We start from the raw sequence: 19733 nt of genomic DNA on the forward strand, positions 1-19733 counted from the left end.
CACCCGCCATGGGGGTAGGTGGGCCGCTCCGGCGCCCCGTCCCCCGCGGGGCCCGGGGGGGGGCCCGGGGCCCGGGCCGCGCCGGCCTCCGCGCGCCGGGCCTCAGGCCAGGCCGCGGCGGGCGACCGCCGGGGGCCGGTGGCCCTGGATGGAGCGGACCATGTCCAGGATCTGACGGGTCTCCGCGACTTCGTGGACACGGTAGACCTGGGCGCCCAGCCAGGCCGAGACGGCGGTGGTGGCCAGGGTGCCGAGCAGCCGTTCCTTGACCGGCTTGTCGAGGGTCTCGCCGACGAAGTCCTTGTTCGACAGGGAGACCAGGACCGGCCAGCCCGTCGCCGTCATCTCCTCCAGCCGCCGGGTCGCCTCCAACGAGTGGCGGGTGTTCTTCCCGAAGTCGTGACCCGGGTCGATCATGATGGCGTCCCGGCGGACACCGAGGGCTGCGGCGCGTTCGGCGAGGCCGACCGTGACCCGCAGGATGTCCTCCATCACGTCCTCGTACGCGATCCGGTGCGGCCGGGTCCGCGGCTCGACCCCGCCGGCGTGCGTGCAGACCAGGCCGACGCCGTGGCGCGCCGCGACCTCGGCCAGCCGGGGGTCCACCCCGCCCCAGGCGTCGTTCAGCACGTCCGCCCCGGCCTCGCACACGGCCTCGCCGACCTCGTGCCGCCAGGTGTCCACGCTGATCACCACGTCCGGGTGGCGGCGCCGGACCTCGGCTACGAAACCGACCGTGCGCCGCGCCTCCTCGGCCGCGTCCACGTGCTCGCCCGGTCCTGCCTTGACCCCGCCGATGTCGATGATCGCGGCGCCCTCGGCCACGGCCTGCTCGACCCGGTCCAGGGCGGGCTCGTCGCGGAAGGTGGCGCCCTGGTCGTAGAAGGAGTCCGGAGTCCGGTTCACGATGGCCATGATCACCGGCTCGTGGGTGTCGAACTCGCGCCTGCCCAGTCGCAGCATGCTGGTCTTTCCTCCTTCGGCGGCCCTCGCGCCTCGCCAGCGACCTTAACCTGGTGGCCGGAGTCTCTCAGGGGAGTTGATCGTGTTCTTCTTCTTGATGATCGCGCTGGTCGTGGTCGTGGCAGCGGTCACCCTCGCCGTGATCGGCGGCGGCTCGGAGGCCGTCCTGCCGGAAGCAGAGCCGGACCGGGTGGCGGACGGGCTGCCCGAGAGTCGCCCGGTGGTGCGGGAGGACATCGACGCGCTGCGGCTGCCGGTGGCGCCGCGCGGCTACCGGATGGCCGAGGTGGACGACGTACTGGAGCGGCTGGCCGCGGAGCTCGCCGAGCGGGACGCGCGGATCGCCCAGCTGACGGCCGCCGCGGATGCGGGCAGCCGGGTCGACCTGAACAAGGCGGGTGAGCGGTGAGCGGGCCGGTGGCGGGCGCGGACGGGCTGCTGCGCTGTCCGTGGGCGCTGTCCACGGGTTCCACCGGCGAGTACGTCGCGTACCACGACTCGGAATGGGGCCGCCCGGTCCACGGCGACGACGCCCTCTACGAGCGGCTGTGCCTGGAGGCCTTCCAGTCGGGGCTGTCCTGGCTGACGATCCTGCGCCGCCGCGAGGGCTTCCGGAAGGCCTTCGGCGACTTCTCCATCGCGGCGGTCGCGGAGTTCGGAGCGGCGGACGCGGAGCGGCTGATGGCCGACGAGGGGATCATCCGCAATCGGGCCAAGATCGAGGCGACCCTGGCCAACGCCAAGCTCCTCGCCGGCTGGGAGCCCGGCGAGCTGGACGCACTGATCTGGTCCCACGCCCCGGGCGAGCCGGGCCCGGCCCCGCGCACGGTCACCGAGGTCCCGGCGATCACCCCGGAGTCGACCGCCCTCGCCAAGGCCCTCAAGAAGGCCGGCATCCGCTTCGTGGGCCCGACCACCGCCTACGCCCTGATGCAGGCGTGCGGACTGGTCAACGACCACCTTGCCGCCTGCGCCCTGCGCGACCCGGCCTGACCGGGCCGCGCGGGGCCCGCGGCTCAGCGCCCCAGGTACTTCGGAGGCTGCTTCGACAGGAAGGCCTGGACGGCGATGGAGTGGTCCTCGGAGGCTCCGGCGCGGGTCTGCAGGACGTCCTCGTGGACCAGGGACTCCGCCAGCGTGTGGGAGGCGCCGTACGCGAGGGACTCCTTCAGCGCGGCGTAGGCGACCGTCGGGCCCGAGGCCAGTGCGCGGGCGACGGCCTCGGCCTCGGTGTGCAGGGAGTCCGAGGGCACCAGGCGGTTGACGATGCCGAGCTCGTACGCCTCCTGCGCCTTGACCGAACGGGGGAAGAGCAGCAGGTCCGAGGCGCGCGAGGCGCCGATCAGACGGGGCAGGGTCCACGAGACCCCGGAGTCGGCGGTCAGGGCCACACCGGCGAACGAGGTGTTGAAGGAGGCGGTGTCGGCCACCACCCGGAAGTCGGCCGCCAGCGCGAATCCGAATCCGGCGCCGGCCGCGACCCCGTTGACGCCCGCCACCACGGGCTTCGGCATCTCGGTGAGCGCCCGCACGATCGGGTTGTAGTGCTCCTTGACCGTGTTCATGGTCAGCGAGGAGCCGCTCTCGCGGTCCGCGGCGAGGTTGCCGATGTGCTCCTTGAGGTCCTGGCCCACGCAGAAGGCCCGGTTCCCGGCGGCGGTCAGCAGGACCGCCCGGACCGCGGTGTCCGCGGCCGCCGCCAGAGCAGCGTCGCGCAGGGCGACCTTGGCCTCGGTGTTCATCGCGTTCATCGCGTCGGGACGGTTGATCGTGATGGTCGCGAGTCCGTCGGTCACTTCGTAGAGCACACTGTCGGCCATGGCAGGGGGTCCCCCTTCGTCGCGGGCTTGGCTACCGGTCGGTACCGGCCGGTCCAAGGGTCAGCATGGCGGACCGGAGGGGGAGCGCACATGTGATGTGTGTCAAAGAAAGCCGCGGCCGTTCCCCAGGTGCGGCGGCGAAGTATCGCAGGCGGATCCCCGAAATGAGTGGTTTTGGCCGAGCGCGTTGCCCAAGCGTTCCCGGGTGATGTTGGTCATCGGGTCCTGACATGCGGGATAATGGCCGGGAAGCAATGTGTTCGATGCCGGGTACTAGGCGCCTGAATGGGGCCGTCGGCTGACGATGAGCTGGTTTCAGGAAGGGGAACGAGCATGGCGGCCATGAAGCCGCGGACGGGCGACGGCCCGCTCGAGGTCACCAAGGAGGGGCGGGGCATCGTCATGCGCGTACCGCTCGAGGGCGGCGGTCGGCTTGTCGTCGAGCTGACCCCCGACGAGGCGGACGCCCTGGGTGACGCCCTGAAGAAGGTCGTCGGCTGACCCGCTGACAGCACTTCCACCTTCTGCTTTCGCATTCTCTGCGCTGCCCCGGCCGCGATCCGCGACCGGGGCAGCGTTGTGCCGTGTCCGAGGACCCCTGTCCCCGGCGACCCAGCGGAGCCGCACGTGCCCTTCTCCCCGCCCGCGCCCCCGGCCTTCGCCGACTGCACTCCGCGCCAGAAGGCCGCCCGCCTCCTGTCCGACGTGCTGGCCCCGGCGAACCTGGTCGTCGCCCTCCTGCTGCTCGTCGGGTGGCACAGCACGGGGTCGTGGACGGGGCTCGGCTGGGGGCTGCTCGCCGCCCTCTTCTGCGGGGTCGTCCCGATCGGCATCATCGCCGTCGGGGTCAGGCGCGGGTCGCTGACCGACCAGCACATCCGGGTGAGGCGCCAGCGGGTGGTGCCGATGGCGCTGAGTCTGGTCTCCGTCCTCGCCGGCGTCACCCTGCTGCGCGTACTCGGCGCCCCGGCCGCGGTCTTCGCGCTCGTCGTCGCGATGCTCGTGGGGCTGGTCTCGTCCCTGCTGGTCACGGTGGGCTGGCAGATATCCCTCCACATGTCGGTGGCCGGCGGCACCGTGATGATCCTGCTGCTCGTCTTCGGCCCGGCCGTCCTCCCCGCGGTCGCGGTCGCAGCCGCCGTCGGCTGGTCCCGCCTGGAGCTGCGGGCCCACACCCCGGCCCAGCTGCTCGCCGGCACCGCCCTGGGCGGTACGGCGGCCCTCACCTTCGCACTCCTGGGCTGACCCGGCCCGGTGGCGTACGGCGGTCAGCGGCGCACGGCGCACAGCAGGCCGTCGCCCACCGGGAGCAGCGCAGCCTCCAGCGCCGGGCTCTCCCGGACGCTGCGCAGCAGCTCACGGACGCGGAGCACCTCCACCGGCTGGGCCGCGGAGTCGACGGTACGGCCGTCGGAGAAGACCCCCTCGAAGCACACCAGCCCCCCGGGGCGCAGCAGGCGCAACGATTCAGCGAGGTAGTCGAGGGACTCGGCCGGGTCCCCGTCGCAGAAGACGAGGTCGTAGCCGCCGTCGGCGAGGCGGGGCAGGACGTCGAGGGCGCGGCCGGGGATGAAGCGGGCGCGGTTGCCCGCGAAACCGGCGGCGCGGAAGGCCTGGCGGGCGAAGGCCTGCCGGTCGGCTTCGGGATCCACCGTGGTCAGCACCCCGTCGGGGCGCATGCCGTGCAGCAGGTGGATGCCGGAGACGCCGGTGCCCGTGCCGATCTCGGCGACCGCCTTGGCGTCCGCGGTGGCGGCCAGCAGGCGCAGCGCGGCGCCGGTCCCGGGGGAGACGGAGCGCAGGCCCGCTTCCCTGGACCGGTCGCGGGCCCATCGCAGAGCGTCGTCCTCGGCGACAAACGCGTCGGCGAACGCCCAGCTCGTCTGCCGGTTGCCGGTAATGACCCTCTCCTGTCCCCATAGTTGGCGCAACGGTGACTGTATCCGTTGACGTCGGGAACCCGCAGATGGGACCGGGCGTTGTGAGGGGTGGAGGCGGGACGAGAAGGACGGCGCCGGGCAGATCGGCGGCGGGCACCGCCCCGCGGCCTAAGGCTTGCGTAAAGATACTGCAAAAACCCTTATCCGGAGCTGACAGAGGGGGTGGCTATGGTAGGGACTCCACTGGACACCACCAGAGCCGACAGGGGAGGTGCGGCTGCGCCTGTGGATCGTGGAGGCGTGTTCAAACGCCTCTTCTGGTCGGCGGGTGAGCCGAAATCCGTGACCTACACTGCTGACCGCTTCCACACCACAGACACCGCAACCACCGCGACCTTTGCCGCAGATGCGGGATCGCAGGCGTGGACCCCTCCCTCGTGGGAGGAGATCGTCAGCACGCACAGCGCGCGGGTCTACCGCCTCGCCTACCGTCTGACGGGCAACCAGCACGACGCCGAGGACCTCACCCAGGAAGTCTTCGTCCGCGTCTTCCGCTCGTTGTCCACCTACACCCCCGGCACGTTCGAGGGCTGGCTGCACCGCATCACCACCAACCTGTTCCTGGACATGGTCCGCCGCAAGCAGCGGATCCGCTTCGACGCGCTCGCCGACGACGCCGCCGAGCGGCTGCCGAGCCGTGAGCCGTCCCCCCAGCAGGTCCTCCACGACACCCACTTCGACGCGGACGTCCAACAGGCGCTGGACACCCTCGCCCCCGAGTTCCGCGCGGCCGTGGTGCTGTGCGACATCGAGGGCCTGTCCTACGAGGAGATCGCCGCGACGCTCGGCGTGAAGCTCGGCACCGTGCGCAGCCGCATCCACCGGGGCCGCTCGCACCTGCGCAAGGCGCTCAAGCACCGGTCTCCGTCGGCCCGGGCCGAACAGCGGGCACTGGCCGGAGTCGCGACGGGCGCGCCGGGCGCCGGGAGAGAGGGCGGAGCCGAGTGACCGGAGCCAGTCCCTCCCCCGCCGAACAGCACCTGGGCGACCGGCTCGCCGCCCTGGTGGACGGGGAGCTCAAGCACGACGCCCGTGAGCGGGTCCTGGCCCACCTGGCGACCTGCGCCCGGTGCAAGGCCGAGGCCGACGCCCAGCGCCGTCTGAAGACCATGTTCGTGGAAAGCGCCCCGCCGCCGCTGTCGGCGGGCCTGCTCGCGCGCCTGCAGGGGCTGCCGGGAGGCGGTCTCGACGCCCCGGCCGGCCCCGTGGCCCCGCCGGGACCGGGAGCCGACCGGCCCGACCCCTTCGAGGCCTTCGCCTACGGACTGCCCGCAGCCGCGGGCGCCCGGCCGCGGCAGGAGGGCTTCCCCGTCCACGAGGTGGGCCGCCCGCGTCGCAGGTTCGCCTTCGTCGCCGCCGGCGCGGTGTCGCTGGCCGCGCTCGCGCTGGGCGGCACGCTGCCGCAGGAGGTCACGGAACCGAACGTCCGGGGTGATGCTCCGGCGCCCGCCTCCAGGCCCGGCCCCGCCCTGCCCGTGACCGATGCGGCGGTCCGCGACCGGCTGCCCACCCCCGCGGCCGTACCGAGCCTCCTGACGGCCGTCGGGAGCCCTCTGCCGCCGCCCCCGCCCTCCCCACCGGCTTCGGCCCGGCCGGTGTCCCTGCTGCGCTGACCCGGGACCTGGTTGAATCGGCCGGACATGCGCACAGGTACGCGGGGAGCGCCGATGGCCGACAGGCAGCAGACCGACCCGGCTCCACAGTGGTGGAGCCGGCCCGAGGGCACGGCGGACAGCCGTCGTGACGGGCTTCCGGCCCCGCGCCCCGAGACGGGCGACGCCAAGGGGGACGGCGGCGTCGCGGCGGACGGCGCGGCCGGGCCGGCGGCCCCCGCCGAAGAGCCGCCGGCCGTCGAGGCCCGCTACGACCCCTGGGGTGCGCAGCCCCTGCAGGTCGTGGACCGGGGCCATGACCGGCGAGGCCTGCGCCTGTGGCAGGCGGCCGCCCTCGCCGCCGCCGCGGCGCTGCTCGCCGGCGGTATCGGGGGCTACGTCGGCGTGCTCGCCGAGCGGCGGAGCAGTACCCGGCTGGAACTGCCGCAGGCGGCCGTCGCGGACACGGGCCGGGCGCCCGACAGCGTGGCCGGGATCGCGGCCGCCGCGCTGCCCGGCGTGGTCACGCTGCACGTGAGGGGCGCCAAGAGCAGTGGCACGGGCACCGGCTTCGTGCTCGACCCGCAGGGGCACATCCTGACCAACAACCACGTGGTCGCCGACGCCAGGGAGATAGCGGTCACCTTCAGTACCGGCGAGAGCGTCACCGCCGAGCTGGTCGGCCGCGACTCCGGCTACGACCTGGCCGTGGTCAAGGTCAGCGGGGTGCGCGGACTGCGGCCGCTCAGCCTGGGCAACTCCGAGAACGTGCGGGTCGGCGACCCGGTCGTCGCCATCGGTGCGCCCTTCGACCTCTCCAACACCGTCACCGCGGGCATCATCAGCGCCACGGGCAGGCCCGTGACCGCGGGTGGTGACAAGGGGGACGGCAGCGACATCAGCTACGTCGACGCGCTCCAGACCGACGCCCCCATCAACCCCGGGAACTCCGGCGGCCCCCTGCTGGACGCCAGGGCGCACGTCGTCGGCATCAACAGCGCGATCCGTGGCGCCGACAAGAACGACCCGGACCGGCAGGGCGGTTCCATCGGCCTGGGCTTCGCCATTCCCATCAACCAGGGCAAGCGCGTCGCCGAGGAGCTCATCGCCACCGGTCACGCCACGCACCCGGTCATCGGGGTGACCCTCGACATGGACTACACCGGCGACGGAGCCCGGGTGGGAGCCAAGGGCGAGGACGGCAAGCCGTCCGTGACCCCCGGCGGGCCGGGTGCCCGCGCCGGCATCAGGCCCGGTGACGTGATCACCAAGGTGGACGGACAGCGGGTCCGTGGCGGCGACGAGCTGATCATCAAGATCCGGGCCCACCGCCCGGGCGATCCGCTCACGCTCACCGTGCTGCGCGACGGCCGGGAACGCACGCTGGGCGTCGTCCTCGGGTCGGCGAACGGCTCATGATCATGGGGTGGCCGGGTGGTGAAACCCTCACGGGTCCGGGCCGCGTGTACGGGCCCGCGGGCAAGGCCGGGTACCGTGTGTTCGGGCCCGAAGTGATAGAGAGCCGAGGAGCGGCAAGGTGTTCAACGACATAGGCGCACTCGAACTCGTCACGATCGTGGTTCTGGCCGTTCTCGTCTTCGGCCCGGAGAAGCTGCCCAAGGTGATTCAGGACGTCACGAGCTTCATCCGCAAGGTCCGTGCGTTCTCCGACAGCGCCAAGAACGACATCCGTTCCGAACTCGGACCGGACTTCAAGGACTTCGAGTTCGAGGACCTGAATCCGAAGACCTTCATCCGCAAGCAGCTCTCGGAGAACGAGGACCTCAAGGAGATCCGCAGCAGTTTCGATCTCCGCAAGGAGCTGAACGAGGTCTCGGACGCCGTCAAGAACCCGGAGCCCGACCCCGCCCCGGCCTCCCCGCCCGCCCAGGAGGCTGAGGCCGCCGCGGCCGCCCCGTCCGCCGCCGGTCCGGACCTGCTGAAGAAGCCCGCGGCCCCGGCCGCCGAACAGCGCGTGCGCTTCGACGCCGACGCCACCTGACGCAGCCTGCCCGGCGATCCGGGGTCCGATGGCTATCCTCCATCTGTCCGGATCGCGGGACGCCCGAGGGAGGGGGTCCCCCCAGCGCAGCGAGGGGGAGGGCCGTTCCGGACCCCATGGAACGAGAGGCCGCCCAGATGGAGACGACGAGCAGCAGCATGGCAGGGGCGCAGACCGCCGAGGCACCCGCCGCCGCGGACGCCGTGCAGGAACCCCATACCAGCCCGCACGGGAGTCCGCATACCGGCGCCCCGGCCGGGGAGCAGCAGCCGCAGGCCGCCGCACCCGTACCGGCGGCCCGCCGGACGGCCGAGGGCTTCCTGGCAGCCGACTTCCCCTGGTACGGGCTGGACGGAGCCTTCACCGGCCGCCGCTGGCTGATGCAGGTCGGCACCGCGGCCGACGGAACGGTGGAGCACGGCTCCACCGGCCACGGCGACGAGCCCTCCGCCCGGGGCGAGATCGCGACCGGCGAGAAGGAGCGCTTCGCGGTGGTCATCACCGTGGCGAGCAGCCCGCTGCGCCGCAGTGGCGACGGCACCGGCGTCCTGGAGGCCACCTCGGTCTCCTCGGCCGCCTGGCTGGCCGGCTCGGGGCTGCTGGCCTACAGCTGGCCCGGGCAGATGGACCACGCCCTGCGCAACGACTGGCTCGACCAGCAGACCGAGGCCGCCTGGGAGCTCGCCGACGACCTCGACGGCGAGGACTGGTCCACGCTGTCGCTGCCCGTGGACGGGGAGCCGACGACCTTCCACTACCGCGAGTCCGAGTTCGGCTGGGTGCTGGCCGGCTCCACCGGCAGCGGTGTCCACCTGGGCGCCTACGGCCGCGGCATGAGCGCCTACGGCCTCGGCTTCGCGGCCATCTCGGACCTCGGCACGTACGAGTAGCCGCAAGCGGCCCGACACCGGTACCGGCACAGGTACAGGTACGCGAGAGGGGGGCACCGCCGACCGGCGGTGCCCCCTCTCGCGTACCCCGGAGGGCCTAGAACTTGTTGCGCGGGGTGATGCCCAGGGACATGCCCGACAGGCCCCGGGCCCGGCCGCCCAGCTTGCCCGCGATCGACCGCAGGGCCGCGCCGGCCGGCGAGTCCGGGTCGGACAGGACGACGGGCTTGCCCTCGTCGCCGCCCTCGCGCAGCCGGACGTCGATCGGGATCTGGCCCAGCACCGGCACCGTCGCGCCGACCGTCTTCGTCAGCCCGTCGGCGACCTTCTGGCCACCGCCCGAGCCGAAGACGTCCACCATCTCGTCGCAGTGCGGGCACGGCAGGCCCGACATGTTCTCCACCACGCCGACGATCTTCTGGTGGGTCTGCACGGCGATCGAGCCGGCCCGCTCGGCCACCTCGGCCGCGGCCTGCTGCGGGGTGGTGACGACCAGGATCTCCGCGTTCGGCACGAGCTGTGCCACGGAGATGGCGATGTCGCCCGTACCCGGCGGCAGGTCCAGCAGCAGCACATCCAGGTCGCCCCAGAAGACGTCGGCCAGGAACTGCTGGAGGGCCCGGTGCAGCATCGGCCCGCGCCACACGACCGGCGCGTTGCCCGGCGTGAACATGCCGATGGAGATGACCTTCACACCGTTCGCCGACGGAGGCATGATCATGTTCTCGACCTGGGTCGGGCGGCCGTCCACGCCCAGCATGCGCGGCACGCTGTGGCCGTAGATGTCCGCGTCGACCACGCCGACCTTCAGGCCGTCCGCAGCCATCGCCGCGGCCAGGTTGACCGTGACCGAGGACTTGCCGACACCGCCCTTGCCGGAGGCGACCGCGTACACGCGGGTCAGCGAGCCCGGCTTGGCGAAGGGCACCTCGCGCTCGGCGGTACCGCCGCGCAGCGTGGCCGCCAACTCCTTGCGCTGCTCGTCGCTCATCACGTCCAGCGACACCGACACGGAGGTGACACCGGCGACCTTCTCGACTGCCTCGGTCACGTTCTTGGTGATCGTCTCGCGCATGGGACAGCCCGACACGGTCAGGTAGACCGTGACGGCGACGGCGCCGCCGTCACCGATCTCCACCGATTTGACCATGCCGAGCTCGGTGATCGGCCGGTGGATCTCGGGGTCGTTCACCGTCGCCAGAGCGTCCAGGATCGCGTCCTGCTCAGGCACGGCGGCGGAGCTTGTGTCGGTAGCCATGCCCTGATGGTACGGCTCGGTAGCACGCCTCAGGAAAGCCGTTCAGCGGTCGCCTTCATCACGTTCCGCCGGGAATAGGCGCCGCTCGTCCATCTCCTTGATCAGGTCCTGGAACTCCGACCTGATCCAGTCACGGGTGGCGACCTCGCCGAGGCCCATGCGCAGGGCCGCGATCTCCCGGGTCAGGTACTCCGTGTCGGCGATGGACCGCTCGTTCTGCTTGCGGTCCTGCTCGTGGGTGACCCGGTCGCGGTCGTCCTGCCGGTTCTGCGCGAGCAGGATCAGCGGAGCGGCGTAGGAGGCCTGCAGCGACAGCATCAGCGTCAGGAAGATGAAGGGGTACTTGTCGAAGCGCAGCTCGTCCGGCGCGAAGACGTTCCACAGCACCCAGACGATGATGACCAGGGTCATCCAGACGATGAACCGGCCCGTGCCCAGGAAGCGCGCCACCCGCTCGGAGAGCCGCCCGAAGGCCTCCGGGTCGTATTCGGGCAGCAGCGACCGGCGCGGCGCGCGCGGCAGGTCCAGGCGGACCCGAGGACGCGTCAGCGCGCTCGCCCCGGCGGGCGCGGACTTCGCCGCGGACGCGGCGGAACGGTCCGCCGTGTCCGCCAACGGACCGTGCTCACGTGCCGCATGCGGCCGCGCCTGTTCGCGCCGCTCCCGGATCTGCTCCCGGCGCCGCTCGCGTCCCTGCTCGCCGCGCCCCCGCTCAGTGGCCACGCAGCGCCTCCTCGGAGTGGAATTCCGTCTCGCGCCAGTCGTCCGGCAGGAGGTGGTCCAGTACGTCGTCCACCGTCACCGCGCCCAGCAGCGACCCGCTCTCGTCGACGACGGGCACCGCGACCATGTTGTAGGCGGCCAGGTGCGTGGTCACCGACGGCAGGGAGGCGTCCGGCCGCAGCGGCGGCAGGTCCGTGTCCACGATCGAGCTGACCAGCGTGAAGGGAGGGTCCCGCAGCAGCCGCTGGAAGTGCACCATGCCCAGGTACTTGCCCGTCGGCGTCTCGTCCGGCGGGCGGCACACGTACACCTGAGCCGCCAGCGCCGGTGACAGGTCGGCTTGCCGTACCCGGGCCAGCGCGTCCGCGACCGTCGCGTCCGGGCGCAGCACGATCGGCTCGGTGGTCATCAGACCGCCCGCGGTGTTCTCCTCGTAGGACAGCAGGCGGCGCACGTCGGCCGCGTCGTCCGGCCGCATCAGCGTCAGCAGCCGCTCCTTGTCGTCCTCGGGCAGCTCCGAGAGCAGGTCGGCGGCATCGTCCGGGTCCATGGCCTCCAGGACGTCGGCGGCGCGCTCCTCCTTGAGCTTGCCGAGGATCTCCACCTGCTCGTCCTCGGGCAGCTCCTCCAGCACGTCCGCCAGCCGGTCGTCGTCGAGGGCGTTGGCCACCTCGGCCCGCCGTTTCGGCGTCAGGTGGTGCAGGACGTTCGCCACGTCGGCCGGCCGCATCTGCTCGAAGGTGGCCACCAGGTTCTCGGCGCCCTGGCCGTGCTCCTCCAGCGAGAAGCCCGTCACCGCGGACCACTCCACCGTCAGGGCCTCGCCGCGCCGGCGCAGCGCACCGGACTTGCCCTTGCGTACGAAGATCCGGTCGATCTCCCAGTCCCGGCGGGCCGGCAGCTGCTGGATGGCCACGTCGAGGACGGTGACCTCCTCGCCGCTGGCGACCAGGGTCACCCGTCGGTCCAGCAGTTCGCCCAGGACCAGCCGCTCGGTCGGGCGCTGCTCGAAGCGGCGCATGTTGACGACGCCGGTGGTGATGACCTGCCCGGACTCGACCCCCGTGACGCGGGTCATCGGCAGGAAGATCCGGCGCCGGCTGACCACCTCGACGACCAGGCCCAGCAGGCGCGGCGGGCGGCCGCCGACCCGCAGCATCGCGACGAGGTCGCGGACCCGGCCGACCTGGTCGCCGTTGGGGTCGAAGACGGGCACACCCGACAGATGCGAGACGAAGATCCGCGGGGCGCCTGCAACCATCCGAGCGCCTCCTAGAGCGTCGATCCACCGTCGTGCCGCCCCTCAGGCTAGCCCGTGCCGCGGGCAAGCGTCCTGGTGGGGAGGTCCGCCCGGGGCCCCGCGGACCCCGGGGAGCGGTCGCGGGCCGCGGCACACGGACGGGTACGCTGCCTGCTGCCCGCAGACGAACGACGAGAGGCATCTGCCCGTGACCGCCTACTTCCCCGCCGCGCGGCTGCGCCGGGCCGCCTTCATCGGTGTGCTGTGCGCGGGTCTCGCCGTGACCGGTACGGGTTGCGGGGAGGACCCGGACGAGGGCACGAACGGAGTCGGCAAGCTCTCCGCCGACAAGATCGAGGCGAAGGCGAAGGCGGCCGCCGGCGAAGCCGAATCGGTACACCTGTCCGGCACGCTGGTCAGCGGCGGCAAGGCCTTCAGCCTCGACATGCGGCTGAAGGCCGATGGCGGCTCGGGCGAGGTGAAGTCCAAGGACGACACCTTCCAGCTGCTGCGCGTGGGGGAGCAGCTCTACCTGAAGGCCAGCGCGGCGTTCTGGGGCCAGACCGACTCGGCGGGCAAGCTCGGCGACAAGTACGTCAAGGTGCCCGAAGGCGACCCCTCCTACAAGCAGTTCCGCGGCTTCACCGACATGGACGTCCTGCTGGACGGGCTGCTGGGCCTGGAGGGCGAGCTGGCCAAGGGTTCCTACATCAAGGTCGGGCCCACCCGCGCGGTCCAGGTCACGGCGGACGAGGGCAAGGGCGGCAAGCTCTCGGTGTCCTTGGAGGGGCCCCCGTACCCACTGCTGATGGAGCGGGCCGGCGGCGCCGGCCGGGTGGAACTCGCCGAGTGGGGCAAGCCGTTCCAGCTGGACCCGCCGGCGCAGGAGCAGACGGTCGACTACGGCAGCCAGCTGCCGACGACCAAGGGGGAGGGCGGCGATGGGGCCCCGGCTCCCGTCAAGGGCTCGGGCCAGGGCGCGAACCCCGCGACACCCTAGGGACCCCGGCCGGTCAGCCCCGGGCCGCCTTCCCGCGCTTGAGCAGGAGCTTCGGCAGGGCCGCCGGGACCGGGCGGCGGGTGACCGCCGGAGAGCCCAGCGGGACCGCGGCAAGCGATCCGTCCGGCAGGGACCCGCGCACCGACTCCGGCTCCAGGCGCAGCAGCCGGCACTCCCGGGCCCACCGCTCGGTCATGGCCTCGGAGTCGGGCGCGTTCAGCCGCTTGCCCTTGAGCTCGGCGACGGCGGCCTGCCACTCCTCGCCGCGGGGCGGGAGCTCCCGTACGGTCGCCGTCCAGGCCACCAGCCGGCCGCCCTTGTCCTTGCTCCGCACGGTCACCTCGGCGCTCGCGCCGTCCGCCAGCCCCGGGAACGGCTGCTCGCCCGGTCCGTCGCCCAGCACGTGGGCCGCGCCGTCCACCCAGGCGTGCCACAGGGCGCGGTCGGCCCCGGCGCCGCGGACCCAGATCAGGCCGGACTTCTTGGTGGCCTCCTCGACGAGGGCCAGGTCGAGCGCGCTGAGAGTCATGCCGACAGGGTAGGGGGTCGCCCCGCGGGCCGTGCGGGGCGTCCCGCGCGTCGGGCCGGCTCGGGCCGGACCTGCGGGGACCCCTACAGCCAGCCGTGGCGGCGCAGCGCCCGGTGGATGGTGAAGCAGGCGCCGAAGATCGTGGCCATCACCATGGGGTAGCCGTACTCCCAGCGGAGCTCGGGCATGTGCTCGAAGTTCATCCCGTACACGCCGCAGATCATCGTCGGCACGGCGATGATCGCCGCCCAGGAGGTGATCTTGCGCATGTCCTCGTTCTGGGCGACCGTCGCCTGCGCGAGGTTGGCCTGGAGGATCGAGTTCAGCAGCTCGTCGAAGCCCACGACCTGCTCGTGCACCCGCGCGAGGTGGTCGGCCACGTCGCGGAAGTACTTCTGGATGTCCGGGTCCACCAGCCGCATCGGCCGCTCGCTGAGCAGCTCCATCGGACGCTGGAGCGGCGAGACCGCCCGCTTGAACTCCAGGACCTCGCGCTTGAGCTGGTAGATGCGTCCGGCGTCGCCGCCGCGCGCACGGCCCTTGGCGGGAGCCGCGAAGACGTCGCTCTCCACTTCGTCGATGTCGTCCTGCATCGCCGCCGCGACCGCGATGTAGCCGTCGACGACGTGGTCGGCGATGGAGTGCAGGACCGCCGAGGGCCCCTTCGCCAGCAGCTCGGGGTCGTCCTGGAGGCGGTGGCGCAGCCCCTTGAGCGAACCCTGGCCGCCGTGCCGGACGGTGATGACGAAGTCGGGGCCGGTGAAACACATCACCTCGCCCGTCTCCACCACCTCGCTGGTGGCGGTCAGTTCAGCGTGCTCCACGTAGTGGATGGTCTTGAAGACGGTGAAGAGGGTGTCGTCGTACCGCTCCAGCTTCGGCCGCTGGTGCGCGTGCACCGCGTCCTCCACGGCCAGGGGGTGCAGGCCGAAGGTGGCGGCGATTCCCGCGAACTCGTCCTCCGTGGGCTCGTGCAGCCCGATCCAGGCGAAGCCGCCGTCCTCGCGGACCCGGCGGATCGCCTCACGGGGCGTCAGGCACGCCGGCCCCAGGACCCGGCGGCCGTCGCGGTATACGGCGCAGTCGACCACCGCGCTGCTCGCCGACGGGTCGCGGGTGGCGTCGTAGCCGGGCTGTACGGGGGTGGACCTGCGCAGGGACGGGCGCACGGCCGCACGCAGGTAGGGCAGCATCGACATGGCAGGCTCCTTCGCACGCACGGCTGCGGACCGTGCGGGTGGGAGACCCTCCACCACCGCGCGCGGGCAGCACCGTACGGACGGGAGGGAACAGGACGGGAGGACAAGCGTTCTGCCGTCGCTCTTCTACTGATCAGAAGATCACAGAGGGCGGGAAGCGCCCGCCGAAGGAGCGGAAGAGCGATTGGTACTGCACGATCGACTTCGGTCCACCGCAGCCCCACCTCCTCCGGCCGGTCCCCCGTAGGGGACGTCCTGTCTCCGGGGCCTTGAAACAACGCTTCTGCGTGCGGCCCCGAACAGCTGTCAACACTATCAGCCGACGGATGGTCAAGACCCGCCCTTTACCCGGCTGATACGAGTTCTATGCTCGTTTCATGGCAGAAATTCTGGCCCTCGTCGAGGCCCGGCTGCGCACCGCGTTCGGTGAACCCGACGCCCGCGCCGCCGTCACCTTCCTGGGCACCGACCGCATCGAGGTACTCCGCTTCGCCGAGGGCGACCTCGTGCGGTACGCAACCCTCGGGATGTCCGCGCATCCGATGACCGATCCGACCGCCGTGGTGGCCGACCCCGTACGGGGCCCGCGCGCCGAACTGGTGCTGACCGTGCGGGGAGGCCTTGCGGACACCGACAAACTGCTCCGGCCGCTCGCGGTGCTGGCCGCCTCGCCGCAGGTCGAGGGACTGGTCGTGGCCCCGGGGGCCTCGCTCGACGTCGGCGAGCCGCTGTGGGAGGGAGCACCGTTCAGCTCCGTCCTCGTGGCGGAACCGGGCGGTCTGGTGGAGGACCTGGAGCTCGACCAGCCCCTGGACCCGGTGCGGTTCCTGCCGCTGCTGCCCATGACGGCGAACGAAGCCGCCTGGAAGCGGGTCCACGGCGCGGCCGCCCTTCAGGAGCGCTGGCTCGCGCGCGGAACGGACCTGCGCGACCCCCTGCGCGCCGCTGTCGCGCTGGACTGACAGCCCGGACGGGTGACCATGCCTTGACGGGCGGCCGGGCGGGGAGGAGCGTGGCTACCTATGAGGGGTGAACCAACTTGCCCGAAGTGCGGTGGCCGGGTCAGGGCGCCCGGACTCTTCTCCGACTCCTGGCAGTGCGCGGTGCACGGCGCCGTCCACCCCCTGCAACCCGTCCTCCCGCCGAGCGTGGAGGGCCTGGGCGTGGTCGTGCACCGGGCGCGCGTGCCGGTGTGGATGCCGTGGCCGCTGCCGCTCGGGTGGCTGTTCACCGGGGTGGCCTCCGCAGGCGATGACCGCAGTGGGGGCCGGGCGACGGTGGTCGCCTGCTCGGGCCCCGGACCAGTGGGGGGCATGGGGGAGCTGCTGCTGATCGCGGAGGAGCTCGGCGTCGGCCTCGGTGCGCGCTATGCCGGGATCGACGGCCTCGACCCGGGCCGGTCCATCAACATGGCCGGCCCGCCCCACACCAAGGTGGTCGCGGCGGGCCGGCCGACACCGCTGTGGCACGTGGGCGGGGGCCCGGACGACCGGGCCGTCTTCGCCGGCGAGGCGCGCGGCCTGTGGCTGTGGGCGATCGTATGGCCGCAGCAGTCCGGTCTCCTGCTGTACGACGAGCTGGTCCTGACGGACCTGCGCGAAGGCGGCGCCGAGGTCGAACTCCTCCCGTGCGGAGCTCTGAGCCCGCGCATCCTGGGTCCCGTGTAGACCGCTCCGGGCGTCCCGGCGCGGACCCTTCCGGCGAAACCGGCTCTTCTACCCGGTTATCCTGGGGTGTCCCCCGCCCGTACGACCCATGGAGCTCGGCTGTGCGCATCGACCTGCACGCCCACTCCACGGCCTCCGACGGCACGGACACCCCCGCCGAGCTGGTGCGCAACGCCGCCGCTGCCGGGCTCGACGTGGTTGCGCTGACCGACCACGACACCGTGGGCGGGTACCGCGAGGCCCTCGCCGCCCTTCCGGCCGGGCTGACGCTGGTGACCGGCGCCGAGCTCTCCTGCCGGCTCGACGGGATCGGCCTGCACATGCTCGCCTACCTCTTCGACCCCGAGGAGCCCGAGCTCGCCCGCGAGCGCGAACTCGTCCGCGACGACCGGGTCCCGCGGGCCCGCACCATGGTCGGCAAACTCCAGGACCTCGGCGTGGACGTCACCTGGGACCAGGTGGCGCGGATCGCCGGTGACGGTTCGGTCGGTCGGCCGCACATCGCCACCGCCCTCGTCGAGCTGGGCGTCGTGGCCACCGTCTCGGACGCCTTCACGCCGGACTGGCTCGCCGACGGCGGCCGGGCGTACGCCGAGAAGCACGAGCTCGACCCCTTCGACGCCGTACGCCTGGTCAAGGCGGCCGGCGGTGTCACCGTCTTCGCGCACCCCGCTGCCGTCAAGCGCGGCCGGTGCGTGCCGGAGTCCGCGATAGCCGAGCTGGCGGCAGCGGGACTGGACGGCATCGAGGTGGACCACATGGACCACGACACCGACACCCGGGCGCGCCTGCGTGCTCTGGCGGCGGACCTCGGGCTGCTGACCACCGGCTCCAGCGACTACCACGGCAGCCGCAAGACCTGCCGCCTGGGCGAGTACACGACCGACCCCGAGGTCTACGGCGAGATCACGCGCCGCGCGACCGGGGCCTTCCCCGTGCCGGGCGCCGGCGGACGCGAGCGCTGACCGGCCGCTGCCCGGCCCGCTCGACCCGTCCCTGACTTCTTCTTCGTGACACCCCTCTCTCCTGCAAGGCATCACTGTGTTCGACTTCGCCGTCTTCGGATCCCTTTTTCTCACCCTTTTTGTGATTATGGACCCGCCGGGGATCACGCCGATCTTCCTGGCGTTGACCTCTGGCCGTCCCGTCAAGGTGCAGCGCCGCATGGCCTGGCAGGCCGTCTGCGTGGCCTTCGGCGTCATCGCCGTCTTCGGCATCTGCGGTCAGCAGATCCTCGACTACCTGCACGTCTCCGTCCCGGCACTGATGATCGCCGGTGGTCTGCTGCTCCTGCTCATCGCGCTCGACCTGCTCACCGGCAAGACCGATGAGCCCAAGCAGACCAAGGACGTGAACGTCGCCCTGGTTCCGCTCGGCATGCCGCTGCTCGCCGGGCCCGGTGCGATCGTCTCCGTCATCCTGGCCGTCCAGAAGGCGGACGGGCCGGCCGGCCAGATCTCGGTCTGGGCCGCGATCATTGCCATGCACGTCGTGCTGTGGGTCACCATGCGCTACTCGCTGGTGATCATTCGCGTCATCAAGGACGGCGGCGTCGTCCTGGTGACCCGGCTCGCCGGCATGATGCTGTCGGCGATCGCCGTCCAGCAGATCATCAACGGCGTGCTCCAGGTCGTCCAGGGAGCCTGACCGCACGTTGCCCTACGCACGCGAACGCCTCCGCACCGGTTCCGGTGCGGAGGCGTGGACGTTTCGCGCGGAGCGTCAGACGGACGCGCTCTCGGCCGGTCGGATCAGGATGCGCTGGCCGATCGACGCGGCCTGCTGCACGATCCGGTTGACGGAGGCCGCGTCCACGACGGTGCTGTCCACGGCGGTCCCGTCGACGTCGTCCAGGCGCAGAATCTCGAAGCGCACGGGGCTTCTCCCTTCGTCAGTGTTCTCCTTGCACTGGGTCAACGAAGCGTAAGCCGCAATCATTCCCTACGCTAAGGAAATTTTTTCACTGGCTAACTACATGCGGGGGGTGGATTCCCAGAACGAGACCAGCGCGGCGGCCGTCGCCGCCGGATCCTCGGCGTTCGGGGAGTGCTCGGTTCCCGGGACGACCACCCGCAGTGCACCGAGCCGCTCGGCCATCGCGTCCATCAGCGGGACCGGCCAGGCGTAGTCCACGGCCCCGGACAGCACCAGCTTCGGCAGCGCCACCCGGTTCAGCTCGTCCACCCGGTCGGGCTCGCAGATCAGCGCCCGGCCCGTGACGATCAGCTGCTCGGGGACGGTGGCCAACCACCGCGCGCGCAGGAAGCGCGTCAGCTCGGGCGAGTCCCCGGCGGCGTCCTGGGGGTCGGCCGCCCGCATCGCCGCCCAGATCCCCGGCATGTCGTCGCCCATCGCCTCCAGTGCCGCGACCAGCAACTTCGTCCGCGCCTGCTGCTCCTCGGCGATCGCCGCCGGACCGCTGCTCAGCAGGGTGAGCGAGGCGAAGGGCGACGGGTCGCGCAGCACGGTGGCCCTCGCGATCAGCCCGCCGAGTGAGTGGCCGACGAGGTGCACGCGGCCCGCGCCCAGGGCGCCGGCCTGCGCGAGGACGTCGCCCGCCAGCTCCTCCAGGCCGTACGCCGCCTCCTCACGCGGGCCGGGCGTCTCGTACTGGCCGCGTCCGTCCACGGCGATCACCCGGTAGCCGGCGGCGGCCAGCGGTTCCAGCAGGGCGATGAAGTCCTCCTTGCTGCCCGTGAAGCCGGGGACCAGCAGGGCGGTGCCGCGGACCGGCTCGCCGGCCTCGTGCACGGCGAAGGGTCCGCGGTCGGTGGACAGGCGGTACGCACGGGCGGCGGACGGCAGCGTGAGGCGCGGGGGCTTGCTCATGGCCCGAGGTTACCGGTCCGTAGATACCGGCGCGGCCCGGGTACGCGGACGGCCCCGGCCCCCTCGGAAGGGGGCCGGGGC

General features: G+C 72.4%; 24 protein-coding genes. 14 read left to right on the forward strand and 10 right to left on the reverse strand.

What is annotated here, in order from left to right; genetic code table 11:
• Window positions 1-102 precede the first annotated feature (102 nt).
• Window positions 103-963, reverse strand: a complete 861-nt coding sequence (gene folP, locus ACFW2G_RS17010) for a dihydropteroate synthase (protein WP_037919519.1) — start codon at window positions 961-963, stop codon at window positions 103-105.
• 76 nt (window positions 964-1039) lie between these two features.
• Between folP and ACFW2G_RS17015 the strand changes: the two genes are divergently transcribed.
• Both ACFW2G_RS17015 and ACFW2G_RS17020 read left to right on the forward strand, forming a co-directional pair.
• Window positions 1040-1372: a DivIVA domain-containing protein gene (locus ACFW2G_RS17015; RefSeq protein ID WP_384583032.1), complete on the forward strand. Its 333-nt coding sequence runs from the start codon at window positions 1040-1042 to the stop codon at window positions 1370-1372.
• A complete protein-coding gene (locus tag ACFW2G_RS17020) occupies window positions 1369-1956 on the forward strand; it encodes a DNA-3-methyladenine glycosylase I (RefSeq protein ID WP_037919522.1) in 588 nt (195 codons plus the stop codon). The genes ACFW2G_RS17015 and ACFW2G_RS17020 overlap by 4 nt, the downstream gene beginning before the upstream one ends.
• Window positions 1957-1979: 23 nt before the next feature.
• Here ACFW2G_RS17020 and ACFW2G_RS17025 read toward each other — a convergent pair whose 3' ends face one another.
• Window positions 1980-2783, reverse strand: coding sequence for an enoyl-CoA hydratase/isomerase family protein (locus ACFW2G_RS17025; RefSeq protein WP_384583035.1), 804 nt, complete (start codon window positions 2781-2783; stop codon window positions 1980-1982).
• Between the two features lie 333 nt (window positions 2784-3116).
• Between ACFW2G_RS17025 and ACFW2G_RS17030 the strand changes: the two genes are divergently transcribed.
• Both ACFW2G_RS17030 and ACFW2G_RS17035 read left to right on the forward strand, forming a co-directional pair.
• The gene (locus ACFW2G_RS17030) at window positions 3117-3284 is read left to right on the forward strand and encodes a DUF3117 domain-containing protein (protein WP_003966491.1); all 168 of its coding nucleotides are present in this window, start codon (window positions 3117-3119) and stop codon (window positions 3282-3284) included.
• A gap of 126 nt (window positions 3285-3410) precedes the next feature.
• Window positions 3411-4028, forward strand: a complete 618-nt coding sequence (locus ACFW2G_RS17035) for a hypothetical protein (RefSeq protein ID WP_037919525.1) — start codon at window positions 3411-3413, stop codon at window positions 4026-4028.
• 23 nt (window positions 4029-4051) lie between these two features.
• On the opposite strand, the gene ACFW2G_RS17040 is transcribed toward ACFW2G_RS17035, so the two are convergent.
• A complete protein-coding gene (locus ACFW2G_RS17040; protein ID WP_037919526.1) occupies window positions 4052-4714 on the reverse strand; it encodes an O-methyltransferase in 663 nt (220 codons plus the stop codon).
• 177 nt (window positions 4715-4891) lie between these two features.
• Between ACFW2G_RS17040 and sigE the strand changes: the two genes are divergently transcribed.
• The 5 genes from sigE to ACFW2G_RS17065 all read left to right on the forward strand — a co-directional run bounded on the left by sigE (window position 4892) and on the right by ACFW2G_RS17065 (window position 9207).
• Window positions 4892-5671, forward strand: coding sequence for an RNA polymerase sigma factor SigE (sigE, locus tag ACFW2G_RS17045; protein WP_384454377.1), 780 nt, complete (start codon window positions 4892-4894; stop codon window positions 5669-5671).
• Complete coding sequence (locus tag ACFW2G_RS17050) at window positions 5668-6336, forward strand: zf-HC2 domain-containing protein (protein WP_037919530.1); 669 nt, start codon at window positions 5668-5670, stop codon at window positions 6334-6336. Before sigE ends, ACFW2G_RS17050 begins: the two co-directional genes overlap by 4 nt.
• 54 nt (window positions 6337-6390) lie before the next feature.
• Window positions 6391-7734, forward strand: a complete 1344-nt coding sequence (locus ACFW2G_RS17055; protein WP_384583037.1) for a S1C family serine protease — start codon at window positions 6391-6393, stop codon at window positions 7732-7734.
• A gap of 118 nt (window positions 7735-7852) precedes the next feature.
• The gene (locus ACFW2G_RS17060) at window positions 7853-8317 is read left to right on the forward strand and encodes a sec-independent translocase (protein ID WP_384583040.1); all 465 of its coding nucleotides are present in this window, start codon (window positions 7853-7855) and stop codon (window positions 8315-8317) included.
• 137 nt (window positions 8318-8454) lie between these two features.
• Window positions 8455-9207 carry a hypothetical protein gene (locus ACFW2G_RS17065; RefSeq protein ID WP_384583055.1) on the forward strand — a complete coding sequence of 251 codons (753 nt, stop codon included), beginning with the start codon at window positions 8455-8457 and terminating at the stop codon, window positions 9205-9207.
• 97 nt (window positions 9208-9304) lie between these two features.
• Here ACFW2G_RS17065 and ACFW2G_RS17070 read toward each other — a convergent pair whose 3' ends face one another.
• The 3 genes from ACFW2G_RS17070 to ACFW2G_RS17080 form a co-directional block, all read right to left on the reverse strand.
• Entirely contained in the window at window positions 9305-10465 is a 1161-nt protein-coding gene (locus ACFW2G_RS17070) for an Mrp/NBP35 family ATP-binding protein (protein WP_384456392.1), read from the reverse strand.
• Window positions 10466-10507: 42 nt separating this feature from the next.
• On the reverse strand, window positions 10508-11080 hold the full coding sequence (locus ACFW2G_RS17075) for a DUF1003 domain-containing protein (protein WP_037920003.1): 573 nt from the start codon (window positions 11078-11080) through the stop codon (window positions 10508-10510).
• 97 nt (window positions 11081-11177) lie between these two features.
• Window positions 11178-12449: a magnesium transporter MgtE N-terminal domain-containing protein gene (locus ACFW2G_RS17080; RefSeq protein ID WP_037919533.1), complete on the reverse strand. Its 1272-nt coding sequence runs from the start codon at window positions 12447-12449 to the stop codon at window positions 11178-11180.
• A gap of 187 nt (window positions 12450-12636) precedes the next feature.
• On the opposite strand from ACFW2G_RS17080, the gene ACFW2G_RS17085 reads away from it, so the two are divergent.
• Window positions 12637-13428, forward strand: a complete 792-nt coding sequence (locus tag ACFW2G_RS17085) for a hypothetical protein (protein ID WP_384583043.1) — start codon at window positions 12637-12639, stop codon at window positions 13426-13428.
• 13 nt (window positions 13429-13441) lie between these two features.
• Here the strand turns inward: ACFW2G_RS17085 and ACFW2G_RS17090 are convergent, their stop codons facing one another.
• Entirely contained in the window at window positions 13442-13957 is a 516-nt protein-coding gene (locus tag ACFW2G_RS17090; RefSeq protein WP_037919534.1) for a hypothetical protein, read from the reverse strand.
• An 83-nt stretch (window positions 13958-14040) separates the two neighbouring features.
• A complete protein-coding gene (locus tag ACFW2G_RS17095) occupies window positions 14041-15156 on the reverse strand; it encodes a magnesium and cobalt transport protein CorA (RefSeq protein ID WP_037919535.1) in 1116 nt (371 codons plus the stop codon).
• 377 nt (window positions 15157-15533) lie between these two features.
• Here ACFW2G_RS17095 and ACFW2G_RS17100 point away from each other — a divergent pair, with 377 nt between their 5' ends.
• The 4 genes from ACFW2G_RS17100 (at window position 15534) to ACFW2G_RS17115 (ending at window position 18470) form a co-directional block, all read left to right on the forward strand.
• Window positions 15534-16118 (forward strand): suppressor of fused domain protein, encoded by a 585-nt coding sequence (locus ACFW2G_RS17100; protein ID WP_384456387.1) that lies wholly within the window; start codon window positions 15534-15536, stop codon window positions 16116-16118.
• Window positions 16119-16178: 60 nt separating this feature from the next.
• Window positions 16179-16823, forward strand: a complete 645-nt coding sequence (locus tag ACFW2G_RS17105; protein WP_037919537.1) for a DUF6758 family protein — start codon at window positions 16179-16181, stop codon at window positions 16821-16823.
• A 101-nt stretch (window positions 16824-16924) separates the two neighbouring features.
• The gene (locus ACFW2G_RS17110) at window positions 16925-17788 is read left to right on the forward strand and encodes a PHP domain-containing protein (protein ID WP_384583046.1); all 864 of its coding nucleotides are present in this window, start codon (window positions 16925-16927) and stop codon (window positions 17786-17788) included.
• Window positions 17789-17864: 76 nt separating this feature from the next.
• On the forward strand, window positions 17865-18470 hold the full coding sequence (locus tag ACFW2G_RS17115; RefSeq protein ID WP_037919541.1) for a MarC family protein: 606 nt from the start codon (window positions 17865-17867) through the stop codon (window positions 18468-18470).
• 75 nt (window positions 18471-18545) lie between these two features.
• On the opposite strand, the gene ACFW2G_RS17120 is transcribed toward ACFW2G_RS17115, so the two are convergent.
• Window positions 18546-18698, reverse strand: a complete 153-nt coding sequence (locus ACFW2G_RS17120; protein WP_172671287.1) for a hypothetical protein — start codon at window positions 18696-18698, stop codon at window positions 18546-18548.
• Window positions 18699-18794: 96 nt separating this feature from the next.
• Entirely contained in the window at window positions 18795-19652 is an 858-nt protein-coding gene (locus ACFW2G_RS17125) for an alpha/beta fold hydrolase (protein ID WP_384583049.1), read from the reverse strand.
• Between the last annotated feature and the right edge of the window lie 81 nt (window positions 19653-19733).

Source organism: Streptomyces sp. NPDC058880 (genome assembly GCF_042742535.1).
Lineage (GTDB): Bacteria > Actinomycetota > Actinomycetes > Streptomycetales > Streptomycetaceae > Streptomyces.

What these genes read in the sequence shown, in the direction of transcription:
- ACFW2G_RS17025 (WP_384583035.1), bottom strand. Translation starts at nt 2,783, where the DNA reads ATGGCCGACAGTGTGCTCTACGAAGTGACCGACGGACTCGCGACCATC.
- ACFW2G_RS17030 (WP_003966491.1), top strand. Translation starts at nt 3,117, where the DNA reads ATGGCGGCCATGAAGCCGCGGACGGGCGACGGCCCGCTCGAGGTCACC.
- ACFW2G_RS17070 (WP_384456392.1), bottom strand. Translation starts at nt 10,465, where the DNA reads ATGGCTACCGACACAAGCTCCGCCGCCGTGCCTGAGCAGGACGCGATC.
- ACFW2G_RS17065 (WP_384583055.1), top strand. Translation starts at nt 8,455, where the DNA reads ATGGAGACGACGAGCAGCAGCATGGCAGGGGCGCAGACCGCCGAGGCA.
- ACFW2G_RS17055 (WP_384583037.1), top strand. Translation starts at nt 6,391, where the DNA reads ATGGCCGACAGGCAGCAGACCGACCCGGCTCCACAGTGGTGGAGCCGG.
- folP (WP_037919519.1), bottom strand. Translation starts at nt 963, where the DNA reads ATGCTGCGACTGGGCAGGCGCGAGTTCGACACCCACGAGCCGGTGATC.
- ACFW2G_RS17105 (WP_037919537.1), top strand. Translation starts at nt 16,179, where the DNA reads ATGAGGGGTGAACCAACTTGCCCGAAGTGCGGTGGCCGGGTCAGGGCG.
- ACFW2G_RS17090 (WP_037919534.1), bottom strand. Translation starts at nt 13,957, where the DNA reads ATGACTCTCAGCGCGCTCGACCTGGCCCTCGTCGAGGAGGCCACCAAG.
- ACFW2G_RS17125 (WP_384583049.1), bottom strand. Translation starts at nt 19,652, where the DNA reads ATGAGCAAGCCCCCGCGCCTCACGCTGCCGTCCGCCGCCCGTGCGTAC.
- ACFW2G_RS17100 (WP_384456387.1), top strand. Translation starts at nt 15,534, where the DNA reads ATGGCAGAAATTCTGGCCCTCGTCGAGGCCCGGCTGCGCACCGCGTTC.
- ACFW2G_RS17095 (WP_037919535.1), bottom strand. Translation starts at nt 15,156, where the DNA reads ATGTCGATGCTGCCCTACCTGCGTGCGGCCGTGCGCCCGTCCCTGCGC.
- ACFW2G_RS17080 (WP_037919533.1), bottom strand. Translation starts at nt 12,449, where the DNA reads ATGGTTGCAGGCGCCCCGCGGATCTTCGTCTCGCATCTGTCGGGTGTG.
- sigE (WP_384454377.1), top strand. Translation starts at nt 4,892, where the DNA reads ATGGTAGGGACTCCACTGGACACCACCAGAGCCGACAGGGGAGGTGCG.